The 11,921-nt window shown below is 60.9% G+C and carries 10 protein-coding genes and 1 riboswitch; of the genes, 3 read left to right on the top strand and 7 right to left on the bottom strand.

Annotated features, from left to right (window positions below; all coding sequences use genetic code 11):
* The first annotated feature begins 255 nt into the window (after nucleotides 1-255).
* Both QRN20_RS11935 and QRN20_RS11930 read left to right on the top strand, forming a co-directional pair.
* On the top strand, nucleotides 256-804 hold the full coding sequence (locus QRN20_RS11935; protein WP_285360415.1) for a cytochrome b: 549 nt from the start codon (nucleotides 256-258) through the stop codon (nucleotides 802-804).
* 27 nt (nucleotides 805-831) lie between these two features.
* On the top strand, nucleotides 832-1,410 hold the full coding sequence (locus tag QRN20_RS11930; RefSeq protein WP_004880308.1) for a YceI family protein: 579 nt from the start codon (nucleotides 832-834) through the stop codon (nucleotides 1,408-1,410).
* Between the two features lie 504 nt (nucleotides 1,411-1,914).
* Here the strand turns inward: QRN20_RS11930 and rhlE2 are convergent.
* The 3 genes from rhlE2 to ahcY form a co-directional block, all read right to left on the bottom strand.
* Nucleotides 1,915-3,819 carry an RNA helicase RhlE2 gene (gene rhlE2, locus QRN20_RS11925; protein ID WP_025995671.1) on the bottom strand — a complete coding sequence of 635 codons (1,905 nt, stop codon included), beginning with the start codon at nucleotides 3,817-3,819 and terminating at the stop codon, nucleotides 1,915-1,917.
* Between the two features lie 311 nt (nucleotides 3,820-4,130).
* Nucleotides 4,131-4,991: a methylenetetrahydrofolate reductase [NAD(P)H] gene (gene metF, locus QRN20_RS11920; protein WP_257013800.1), complete on the bottom strand. Its 861-nt coding sequence runs from the start codon at nucleotides 4,989-4,991 to the stop codon at nucleotides 4,131-4,133.
* 182 nt (nucleotides 4,992-5,173) lie between these two features.
* Nucleotides 5,174-6,583, bottom strand: a complete 1,410-nt coding sequence (ahcY, locus tag QRN20_RS11915; RefSeq protein WP_004880290.1) for an adenosylhomocysteinase — start codon at nucleotides 6,581-6,583, stop codon at nucleotides 5,174-5,176.
* A gap of 23 nt (nucleotides 6,584-6,606) precedes the next feature.
* Nucleotides 6,607-6,717: riboswitch (S-adenosyl-L-homocysteine riboswitch) on the bottom strand.
* A 277-nt stretch (nucleotides 6,718-6,994) separates the two neighbouring features.
* Between ahcY and QRN20_RS11910 the strand changes: the two genes are divergently transcribed.
* Nucleotides 6,995-7,390 (top strand): acyl-CoA thioesterase, encoded by a 396-nt coding sequence (locus tag QRN20_RS11910; protein ID WP_004880288.1) that lies wholly within the window; start codon nucleotides 6,995-6,997, stop codon nucleotides 7,388-7,390.
* A 174-nt stretch (nucleotides 7,391-7,564) separates the two neighbouring features.
* Here the strand turns inward: QRN20_RS11910 and otnI are convergent, their stop codons facing one another.
* The 4 genes from otnI to otnK form a co-directional block, all read right to left on the bottom strand.
* Complete coding sequence (gene otnI, locus QRN20_RS11905; protein WP_029244154.1) at nucleotides 7,565-8,347, bottom strand: 2-oxo-tetronate isomerase; 783 nt, start codon at nucleotides 8,345-8,347, stop codon at nucleotides 7,565-7,567.
* 22 nt (nucleotides 8,348-8,369) lie between these two features.
* On the bottom strand, nucleotides 8,370-9,827 hold the full coding sequence (locus tag QRN20_RS11900) for a GntT/GntP/DsdX family permease (protein ID WP_025995668.1): 1,458 nt from the start codon (nucleotides 9,825-9,827) through the stop codon (nucleotides 8,370-8,372).
* 162 nt (nucleotides 9,828-9,989) lie between these two features.
* Nucleotides 9,990-10,628 (bottom strand): 3-oxo-tetronate 4-phosphate decarboxylase, encoded by a 639-nt coding sequence (gene otnC, locus QRN20_RS11895; protein WP_058430660.1) that lies wholly within the window; start codon nucleotides 10,626-10,628, stop codon nucleotides 9,990-9,992.
* Entirely contained in the window at nucleotides 10,628-11,917 is a 1,290-nt protein-coding gene (gene otnK / locus QRN20_RS11890) for a 3-oxo-tetronate kinase (protein ID WP_058430659.1), read from the bottom strand. The genes otnC and otnK overlap by 1 nt, the downstream gene beginning before the upstream one ends.
* Nucleotides 11,918-11,921: the final 4 nt, after the last annotated feature.

The raw sequence follows: 11,921 nt of genomic DNA, 5'->3' as shown, positions 1-11,921 counted from the left end.
CGAATTCGTTTTATCTTCGGGGCAGACGGTGGGGCCGGTTCGCGTGGGCAATCATGCCGTTCATCGGCATCGAACGGCCGACGGTCCCTGCAAAGTGTTACAGCGCTGAAATTATCGGGATGCTGTGGGCGGTTTAAGACAGAAAAACTTCTGCAAACGATCGATCATATTCTTCGATGCATCAAAGCGAAATTTTGCGCTTTCATTCGATAGATAAAAAGCTAGTCTGGTAACACTTCTGACAAGGTATAGGCAATGCAGCTACGTAACTCATCCTCTCGCTACGGTCTGGTCAGCATGGCGCTGCACTGGGGTGTAGCGGCTGTAGTGGTTGGTTTGTTCGCGTTGGGGCTCTGGATGGTCGGGCTGGATTACTACGATACGTGGCGCAAGGCCGGGCCTGATCTGCACAAGAGCATTGGCATCACGCTGTTTGCAGTCATGCTGGTTCGCGTGGTCTGGCGTTTGCTCAGCCCGCCGCCTCCGCCGCTGTCCAGTTACAGCCGCATGACGCGCATCGGTGCCACGTTCGGGCATCTGTTTCTGTATATCGCACTGTTTGCCCTGATGTTCGCCGGTTACCTGATCTCGACCGCTGATGGCGTAGGGATTCCGGTATTCGGTCTGTTCGAAATACCTGCTCTGGTTTCGGGTCTCCCGGAACAGGCAGAAACCGCTGGCTGGATTCACCTGTATCTGGCCTGGACCGTCGTTATTTTCGCGGGGCTCCATGGCTTGGCTGCACTGAAACACCACTTCATCGATCGCGATGTGACCCTCAAACGTATGTTGGGTCGTCATTGATTGTTCAACCAAAACGGGAATAAAAGCATGTTGAAGAAGTCTCTCGCCGCTCTGGCTCTGGGTACCGCACTGTTGTCCGCTGGCCAGGCAATGGCTGCCGACTATGTTATCGACAAGGAAGGTCAGCACGCTTTCGTTGACTTCAAGATCAGCCACCTGGGTTACAGCTTCATTCACGGTACGTTCAAGGACTGGGACGGCACGTTCAGCTTTGACGCTGCCAAGCCTGAAGCGAGCAAGATCGCGGTCGAACTGAAGACCGCCAGCCTGTTCACCAACCACGCTGAACGTGACAAGCACATCCTGAGCAAGGACTTCCTGGACGCTGGTAAATTCCCTGAAGCCAAGTTCGTGTCCACCAGCGTCAAGTCCACCGGCGAGAAGACTGCCGACGTGACCGGCGACCTGACCCTGCACGGCGTGACCAAGCCAATCGTGATCAAGGCCACCTTCAACGGCGAAGGCAAGGATCCGTGGGGCGGCTACCGTGCCGGCTTCAACGGTACTTCGACGCTGAACCTGAACGACTTCGGCATCAAAGGCCCAGGCCCGACGTCGCAGACGCTGGATCTGGACATCACCTTCGAAGGCGTACAGAAGAAGTAAGTGTCCGCCTGAAGCAAAAAAACGCCGACCCTTGGGTCGGCGTTTTTGTGTGTGGCGTTTGTGCAGTCGGAGGAAGTGACGCGGAGCGTCACGGGTTGCATGCACACGCGAAGCACTCATCGCTATACACAAGTCCGCAAGACGCGCAAAACGGGGGGTAAAACGAAAGTGACTGACCATACCCCGTGGGAGGCGGCTTGCCGGCGATGGCGTCGGTTCAGTCACTGATAGGTCGCTTCAGAAAAAGCATCGCCGGCAAGCCGCCTCCCACAGTCCGTGGTCGCAGCAAGACTCGGGTATAACGCTGGGCACAAGCATGGGCATGATCGGCGCTCTTGAGATCACGCTGATCGTTCCTACGCTCCGCGTGGGAATGCCGCTCAGGACGCTCCGCGTCCGCTTCGGATGTGATGCGCAGCGATGGGTACGATCACAGCGAGCAAACAGTCCGCACAAACAAAAACGCCCCGAGCGAGTCGGGGCGTTTTGTTTGTTGCTCGGCTGTCAGCTGTCGCGGTTGCGGGTCAGCAGGGCCGGTTTTTCACCGCGTGGGCGGGCTGGCAACTGATCCAGTTGCTCGGCCGACGGGAAGCGGTCGATCTTGGACTCTTTGTGCACGATCTTCGGCTGTGGCTGACCATCGCGCTGGCTGCGAACTGCAGGTTCCTGCGGCTCACGAGGTGCGCGGTCTTCACGAGGCGCTGACGGACGACGGTTGCGTGGAGCCTGACCATCACGCGAGCGGGGTGCAGAGCCGGTGCCTGCACCTGCGCCGTTACGCTTCGGTGCGCCAGTGCCGGAACCTGTACGTGCGCCGCCACCGGTACGACCCGGGTTGGCAGGACGCGCTGCGCCACCGGCTGCCGGTGCTGCTGCGCCAGGCGCTGCCGCCGGACGACGACCACGATTCTGGCCTTTGCCCTGATACGGGCTGACGTAATCAGCGCGGTTGCCGAAGTTATCCACTTCGTCATCCAGGAACTCGTCAGGCGCACGGTCCGACTGCGGGCGGGGTGCAGCGGCCTGCGAGGCGCGCTGTTCGCCGCGAGGCGTCCCTTCACGAGGTTTTTTTTCGCGCGGTTGACGGGCAGGGCGTTCGCCACTGGCTGCAGCGGCAGCCGGCTTTTCCTTGCCCTTATCCTTTCCCTTGTCGCGGCGACCGCCGTTGTTCTTGTCGCCATCACCACGGGCCGGACGTGCGCCACGCGGATTGCGAACATCGGGACGCTCACGCACTTCAGGCTTTTCAGCCTCGACTGCAGTGATGTCGAAACCCATCAGATCGCCGTCCGGGATCTTCTGCTTGGTCATGCGCTCGATGCTTTTGAGCAGCTTCTCTTCGTCCGGAGCAACCAGCGAGATCGCCTCGCCCGAACGACCGGCACGGCCGGTACGACCGATGCGGTGAACATAGTCTTCATCGACGTTCGGCAGCTCGAAGTTGACCACGTGCGGCAACTGATCGATATCCAGACCGCGAGCGGCGATATCGGTGGCGACCATGATACGGACATCGCCCGCCTTGAAATCGGCCAGCGCCTTGGTGCGTGCGTTCTGGCTCTTGTTGCCGTGGATAGCGACGGCAGCGAGGCCATGCTTGTCCAGGTACTCGGCCAGACGGTTCGCGCCGTGCTTGGTGCGGGTGAACACCAGCACCTGTTCCCAGGCGCCGACGGTGATCAGGTGCGCCAGCAGCGAGCGCTTGTGGTTGGCCGCCAGACGGAAAACACGTTGCTCGATACGCTCGACCGTGGTGTTCGGCGGCGTGACTTCGATGCGCTCGGGGTTGTGCAGCAGCTTGCCGGCCAACGCCGTGATGTCGCTGGAAAACGTGGCCGAGAACAGCAGGTTCTGACGCTTGGCAGGCAAGCGGGCCAGGACCTTTTTCACGTCGTGGACGAAGCCCATGTCGAGCATCCGATCCGCTTCATCGAGCACCAGGATTTCAACGTGGGACAGGTCGACACTGCCTTGGCCAGCCAGATCGAGCAGGCGACCAGGGCAGGCCACCAGTACGTCCACACCGCGGGACATGGCCTGAACCTGTGGGTTCATGCCGACGCCACCGAAGATGCAGGCGCTGACGAATTTCAGGTCGCGGGCATAGATCTTGAAGCTCTCATGCACCTGTGCAGCCAGTTCGCGAGTCGGGGTCAGGACCAGAACGCGTGGTTGACGCGGGCCATGACGCTGGGATTTGTCCGGAACACCATTGGGAAACAGCCGCTCCAGAATAGGGAGGGCGAAACCGCCGGTTTTACCAGTACCTGTCTGTGCCGCAACCATCAGGTCGCGACCTTGCAACACGGCGGGAATGGCCCGCTGTTGCACCGGAGTAGGCTGGGTGTAGCCCGCTGCCTCGATGGCGCGGACTAAAGCCTCGGAGAGACCGAGGGAAGCAAAGGACATGAGTAATCCTGTTCTGTTGGAGCTTAAGCTCAAGGGATGTCTTGCCTGGCGTGAATGGCGTGTAAAGACAACGCGATCCCGTCCGGTCCTGCGGGGTCTTCAGCCTTCTCCTGACGCCTGCACGGGATGAAAAGTGTGCTGTTGGCGTGAGCGAGGTAGCGTTTGCAAGACCGAGCGTCCGGGCGTAAGCCTGGCGGGAAGGCTGGAGTATAACAGAGCGAACGCAATACGCCGCTTTCCTGCTGCCCAACGGTGTATTGCGCCGCGATCTCCCGGAAATTGTCAGGGAAATCGCGGTATTGCAGCGGCTGTCAGCGTGGCAGTTTGAGGTTGTTCCAGACTGCCAGGCTCGGATCCGCCTGATTCAGGGTGTAAAAGTGCAGGCCAGGGGCGCCGCCTTGCAGCAGTCGCTCGCACATTTCGGTGATGACTTCTTCACCGAACGACTGAATGCTTTGTACGTCATCGCCGTACGCTTCCAGCTGCTTGCGGATCCAGCGCGGGATCTCCGCACCGCAGGCGTCGGAGAAGCGTGCCAGCTTGCTGTAGTTGGTGATCGGCATGATGCCCGGCACGATAGGGATGTTCACGCCCATCTTCTGCACACGCTCGACGAAGTAGAAATAGCTGTCGGCGTTGAAGAAATACTGGGTGATCGCACTGTCGGCACCGGCGTTGGCCTTGTTGACGAAGTGCTTGAGGTCGTCTTCGAAGTTGCGGGCCTGCGGGTGCATTTCCGGGTAGGCGGCGACTTCGATGTGGAAGTGGCTGCCGGTCTCTTCACGAATGAAGCTGACCAGATCATTGGCGTGGCGCAGCTCACCGCTGGCCATGCCCATGCCGGAAGGCAGGTCGCCGCGCAGCGCAACGATGCGCTTGATACCGGCTTCCTGATACTGGCTCAGCAGACCGCGCAGGTCAGCCTTGCTGTCACCCACGCATGACAGGTGCGGGGCGGCCGGTACTTTGACTTCGTTTTCCAGCTGCAGCACGGTGTTGAGCGTGCGGTCGCGGGTCGAACCACCGGCACCGTAAGTGCAGGAGAAAAAATCCGGGTTGTAGCTTGCCAGCTGACGGGCAACGTTCAGCAGCTTTTCATGTCCAGCGTCGGTCTTGGTGGGGAAGAACTCGAAGCTGTAGCGACGTTCTTGGCTCATGGAGGCCGATCTCATCTTGAAGCGAACGGGGAGGTCGCAGAGTGGGAGCGGACTTGTCCGCGAAGAAATCTGCTTATCAACGAAAGACGGGTGATAGATCAGATGCCTTCGCGGACAAGTCCGCTCCCACAGGTCTCATCTGCCTGCCAACGGAGCGTGCGGTGTCGAGACACCGAACGTTCCAGGCAGGCGATGAATCAGTAGCGGTAAGCGTGTGGCTTGAACGGACCTTCGACGGTCACGCCGATGTAGTCGGCCTGGGTCTTGGTCAGTTTGGTCACGACGCCGCCGAAACCGCGGACCATTTCCAGGGCCACTTCTTCGTCGAGTTTCTTCGGCAGTACTTCAACGGTCAGGCGCTCGGCTTTCTGGGCTGGCGACAGGTTGGCGTACTTCTGTTCGAACAGGAAGATCTGAGCCAGAACCTGGTTGGCGAACGAGCCATCCATGATGCGGCTCGGGTGGCCAGTGGCGTTGCCCAGGTTCACCAGACGGCCTTCGGCCAGCAGGATCAGGTAGTCATCGTTCTGTGCGTCGAACGCGCCAGGGCCTGTGCGGTGGATCTTGTGAACCTGTGGCTTCACTTCTTCCCATGCCCAGTTCTTGCGCATGAAAGCGGTGTCGATTTCGTTGTCGAAGTGACCGATGTTGCAGACCACGGCACGCTTCTTCAATGCCTTGAGCATGTTGGCATCGCAGACGTTGACGTTACCGGTGGTGGTGACGATCAGGTCGATCTTGCCCAGCAGCGCCTTGTCGATGCTCGCTTCGGTGCCGTCGTTCTCGCCGTCGATGAACGGGGAGACCAGTTCGAAACCGTCCATGCACGCTTGCATCGCGCAGATCGGGTCGACTTCGGTCACTTTGACGATCATGCCTTCCTGACGCAGGGACTGGGCCGAGCCCTTGCCCACGTCACCGTAGCCGATCACCAGCGCCTGCTTGCCGGACAGCAAGTGGTCGGTGCCGCGCTTGATGGCGTCGTTCAGGCTGTGACGGCAGCCGTATTTGTTGTCGTTCTTGCTCTTGGTTACCGAGTCATTGACGTTGATGGCCGGGATCTTCAGTTCGCCCTTGGCCAGCATGTCCAGCAGACGGTGAACGCCGGTGGTGGTTTCTTCGGTGACGCCGTGGATCTTGTCCAGCATCGCCGGGTATTTCTTGTGGATGATCTCGGTCAGGTCGCCGCCGTCGTCGAGGATCATGTTGGCGTCCCAAGGCTGACCGTCCTTCAGGATGGTCTGCTCGATGCACCACTCGTACTCTTCTTCGGTCTCGCCTTTCCAGGCGAACACAGGGATACCGGCAGCAGCGATGGCAGCAGCGGCCTGATCCTGAGTAGAGAAAATGTTGCAAGACGACCAGCGTACTTCGGCACCCAGGGCAACCAGGGTTTCGATCAGCACGGCAGTCTGAATGGTCATGTGGATGCAGCCGAGGATTTTCGCGCCTTTCAAAGGCTGCTCACCGGCGTACTTGCGGCGCAGGCCCATCAGGGCTGGCATTTCGGATTCGGCGATGATGGTTTCGCGACGGCCCCAGGCAGCCAGGGAAATGTCGGCAACCTTGAAATCGTTGAATTCTGCGGGCGTGATTACAGCACTCATTGAGAGTCTCCATTCCATAAAAATGCGAATGGGCGCCGTTGTGCGTTTAAGGCTTGCCGACTGAGCATCAGTCGGTCAAACAACGCCCCATCCGAGCCTGACAGGGAGAACCTGCTGCAGCGCCCCTCGGACAGGTGGCGGGAACGGCATCAGCGTGGATGGCCGCTTGAAACGGAGGGCAGTATAGCTGCGCTGGCGATTCTTCCCAAGGTTTTCTGTCGGCTGGCGGGCGTCTGGATCGGCATTTGCCGGAATGTTCTTTGCGCTCAGCGGCTTAGTTGTTCTATTTATTCAAGAAGATCGCGGGGCGTCAATTGCCCCTATACACAGTCACAATGGGGCAAGGCATGGGCGCGAGCGGCTGGCTCTGCCATCATGCGGTTCTCTTATCGAAGACGCTCAGGAGTGAACATGAATTTCCATACCCGCAAATGGGTCAAGCCTGAAGACCTGAATCCCAACGGCACCCTGTTCGGCGGCAGCCTGTTGCGCTGGATCGATGAAGAAGCGGCCATCTACGCCATTGTTCAACTGGGCAACCAGCGTGTGGTGACCAAGTACATTTCCGAGATCAATTTTGTCAGTGCGTCGCGTCAGGGCGACATCATCGAACTGGGCATCACCGCCACCGAGTTTGGTCGCACCTCGATCACGCTGATGTGTCAGGTCCGCAACAAGATCACCCGCAAGAGCATCCTGACGGTCGAGAAGATGGTGTTCGTCAATCTGGGTGAAGACGGACAGCCCGCGCCGCATGGCCGGACCGAGATTCGCTACATCAAGGATCAGTTTGACGCGCCTGAGTAAGCGGTATTGATCGCTCCTCCGCGTCCACTCTGGAATGTGACGCAGAGCGTCATGGGCTGCATGCCCACGCGGAGCATGGGTATGGTCGGCGTGCCCGAGATCACGCTGATCGTTCCTACGCTCCGCGTGGGAATGCCGCTCAGAACGCTCCGCGTCCGCTGTCGATCAGTGTGATTACTTCCCCTGCAACTGCCGCAACCACGCCAGCCCTTCGCTGGTGTCGCCTTTCGGGCGGTATTCGCAGCCGATCCAGCCTTTATAGCCCAACTCGTCGATGACGTTGAACAGGTGCTCGTAGTTCAGTTCGCCCAGGTCCGGCTCGTTGCGATCCGGCACACCTGCGATCTGAATGTGACCGATACCGGCAAAGTCGCGACGCAGTTTGCTGGTCAGGTCGCCTTCGACGATCTGGCAGTGGTAGCAGTCAAATTGCACCTTGAGGTTATCCGCACCCACCAGCTTGCAGATGTCCTGCGCCTGATCCTGACGATTGAGGAAAAAGCCCGGCATGTCGCGGGTGTTGATCGGCTCGATCAGGATCGTCACCCCGGCGCCCTTGGCCTGTTCGGCCGCAAACGCGAGGTTCTCCAGATACACGGCCTGATGACGTTCGCGCAGGTTTTCACTGGGCAGCAGGCCGGCCATGACGTGAATCCGGTCATTGCCCAATACCTGCGCGTACTCCAGCGCACGTTCGATGCCGCTGCGAAATTCCGCTTCACGACCGGGCAGTGTGGCGATGCCTCGTTCGCACGCGTCCCAGTCGCCCGGCGGTGCATTGAACAGCGCCTGCACCAGGCCGTTGTCGCTCAAGCGCTGCTTGAGCTCCTGCGGTGTCCAGGCGTAGGGAAACAGGTACTCGACCGCGCCGAAACCGTCGGCGGCCGCTGCGGCAAAGCGCTCAAGAAAATCATGCTGCGGGTACAGCATGCTGAGGTTGGCGGCAAAACGAGGCATGTTAACTCCAGTCTTCAAAGGGTCAGACGAATGGCCAAAGCAGCAGGGTAATCACGAAGCCCAGTGTGCCCAGCAGCGTGACCAGTACGGTCCAGGTGCGCAAGCCGTCGGCGACGTTCAGGCCGGCCAGTTTGGTGAACATCCAGTAACCGGCGTCGTTGATGTGCGACATCGCCAGACCGCCACCGCCCATGGCCAGACACAGCAGGGCCAGATGGTTGGCGCTCAGGTCCAGGGTCGCGATCAGCGGGCTGAGAATGCCGGCGGTGGTGACCAACGCAACCGTGGTCGAACCTTGCACAGCGCGCAGCAGCAGGGTCAGCAGGAAGCCCAGCGCCAGCACCGGCAGACCGGTATTGCGCAGCGCTTCGGAGACGACCGCACCGATACCGGTATCGACCAGCACCTTGCCGAACACACCACCGGCACCGGCAATCAGGATCACCATCGCCACACCCGGCAACGCCGAACCGATCACGTCGGAGACTTGCGTGCGGCTCCAGCCACGGCGCGAACCCAGCAGCCAGGCGCACAGCAGTGTGTCAATCAACAGCGCCACGAGTGGCGCGCCGAGCACAGTCAGGATGGCGCGCACTGTTGAATCGGCAGGCAACATGGTGGTTGCCAGCGTACCCATGAGGATCAGCACGATTGGCAGCAGAATCAGCGCGATGATCAGACCGAAGCCCGGTGCAGGCGCAGGCGGCAGTTTGCTCGCCAGACTGCTGGCGCTTTCCTCGGCACCCATCGAGCGGGTTTCGGTGGCTTCACGCACGTTCGAATAGTCGTTGCGCGCCCAGGCTTCCAGGTCTTCGTTGGTGACGTGCGGGCCGTAGACTTCGGCGCGGATGTCGTCGGTCATCGGGTAGGTCTTGCGGGTCATGCGACCGGCCACGAAGTAACCGATCACACACAGCACGGCGACAATCGGAATACCCAGCATCAGCACGCGACCCAGGTCGGCGCCCAACTGGCTGGCTGCGGCAACAGCGCCCGGATGCGGCGGCAGAAAGGCGTGGACCGCCAGCAACGCGGCGCACATCGGCAGGGCGAAGATCATCAGCGGCTTGCGAGCGGCACGGGCCACGCCATAAGCCAATGGCATGAGGATGATCACGCCGACTTCGAAGAACACCGGAATGCCGACCATGAAACCCGCCACCGTCAGCGCCAGCGGCGTGCGCTTGTTGCCGAAACGGTTGATCAGGGTTCTGGCCAGCGCCTCTGCGCCACCGGAGAGTTCGATGATGCGCCCGATCATCGCGCCCAGGGCGATGATGATCGCGATGTGACCCAGGGTCTTGCCCATGCCGCCTTCAATCGTGGCGACCAGATCGGCAGGCTTAACGCCCGCGACCAGCGCCACGATGATGCTGACCAGCATCAGGGCGACAAAGGGTTGGAATTTGTACTTGAGGACCAGAAACAACAGCAGTGCGATGCCCGCACCGGCCACGACCATCAACATGATTGGCGTCATGCCTGCGCGCTCCCTTCAGGAGTGACAAGGGGTGACAGTGAGCAAATCCGAACAAAAGCGGGATGTAGGTAAGTCATGCTCTCGATTCCTGTTGTTATTGTTTTCCGGCCATGCCGGGGTTGGCCAAGAGGCGCGACGCGCCTCCGGATCAATGGGTATCGGCTACCACTTTGCGCCGAACACTTGCCGCAGTTCTTCCAGAGCCTCAGGCTCCAGCGGGGCAGGTTTGGGATTGCTCATCAGCCACAGACGGGCCGTTTCTTCGAGTTCTTCCAGGGCGTAGCAGGCCTTGGCCACCGAGCTTTCCCAGACCACCGGGCCGAGGCGTTCGAGCATCACGCCACGCACGCTGTTGGCCAGTTGCGCGACCTGTTCGGCGACCTTCGGCGAGCCCGGACGCTCGTAGGGGATCAGCGGAATGTGCCCGACTTTCATGACCTGATAAGGCGTCAGCGGCGGCAGAATGTCGTCTTCACGCCACACGCCAGCCAGCGTCAGCGCCACCAGATGTGTGGAGTGGGTGTGCACCACGCCGCCGACTTCAGGGTTGCGGTCGTAGACTTCCCGGTGCAGCGCCAGGGTCTTGGACGGCTTGCTGCCGGAGACCCATTCGCCGGCCAGATTGACCTTGGCGATGTCGGCCGGGTCCATGCGACCCAGGCAGGCATCGGTCGGTGTGATCAGCCAGCCATCGTCGAGACGCGCGCTGATGTTGCCTGCACTGCCGACGGTGTAGCCACGGCCGTAGAGCAGTCTGCCGACATCACAGATTTCCTGACGCAGAGCATTTTCGTCGATCATCAGGCTTCCCCCGCCAGTTGCTTGAGGGCCTTGGCGAAGAAGTCGCGTGCGCCGAAGTTGCCGGACTTGAGGGCCAGCGCCAGCGGTTGGGCGCCAGTGCTGAAGGTGGCCGGGACGCCTGGATCGATCTGCGCGCCGATCTGCAGCAATTGCACGCCGAGCGCCTGTACCACCGCGCCGGAGGTTTCACCGCCTGCGACCACGAAGCGTCGCACGCCCGCGTCCAGCAGACCTTTGGCGATCTGACCCAACGCGTCCTCGACCATCGCGCCGGAGCGCTCTACGCCCAGCTCTTTCTGCACGGCTTTGACTTCATCCGGCGTGCTGGTGGCATAGATCAGTACGGTTTGCCCGGCATCTTTGGCGAAGGTTAGCGCCTGCTCGACCACGGGTTTGCCCGCGGCGAGGTCCAGCGGGTTGATGCGCAGGGCAGGGCGATTGCCTTCCAGCCAGGCCGCAACCTGACCGTTGGTGGCAACCGATGCGCTGCCTGCCAGCACTACTTCGCTGCCGCCCACGTTGATGTGTTTGGCCGCGTCGAGATCACGCAGCTTGCCCGCCTTGCGAAAGTTGCCCGGCAAGCCCAGCGCCAGGCCCGAGCCGCCGGTCAGCAACGGCAGGTCGGCGCAGGCTTCGCCCAACGTGTACAGGTCGGCGTCGGACAGCGCATCGGCAATCGCCATGCTCACCCCTTCGGCACGCAGCTCGGCAATTTTGCTGCGCACGCTGTCCACGCCTTTGGCGACGCTGTCGTAACGCAGCAGGCCGACCTTGTGAGTGGTTTGAGCTTGCAGCACGCGCACCAGATTGGCATCGGTCATCGGCGTCAGCGGGTGATTCTGCATGCCCGATTCGCTGAGCAACTGGTCCTGCACGAACAGGTGACCACGGAAGATCGTACGGCCGTTTTCCGGGAATGCCGGGCACGCCAGGGTGAAGTCGCTGCCCAGTTGTTCCAGCAGCGCTTCGCTGACCTGGCCGATGTTGCCAGCGGCGGTCGAGTCGAAGGTCGAGCAGTATTTGAAGAAGATCTGTTCACAACCGCGCTCACGCAGCCATTCCAGCGCGGCCAGCGATTCGGCGACCGCGTCGGCCGAAGGCGTGGTGCGGGATTTCAAGGCGATGACGATGGCGTCGGCGTCCAGACCGGCCGCCATTTCGGCGCTCGGAATGCCGATGCTCTGCACGGTGCGCATGCCGCCGCGTACCAGCATGTTGGCCAGGTCGGTCGCGCCGGTGAAGTCATCGGCAATGCAGCCCAGCAACGGGCGAGAGTGAGTCAGGCTCATCGAA

This window comes from Pseudomonas sp. fls2-241-TYG-175, assembly GCF_030209155.1.
Lineage (GTDB): Bacteria > Pseudomonadota > Gammaproteobacteria > Pseudomonadales > Pseudomonadaceae > Aquipseudomonas > Aquipseudomonas viridiflava.
The sequence above is the reverse complement of the archived record's forward strand: the minus strand, read 5'-3'. Positions and strand labels throughout refer to the sequence as shown.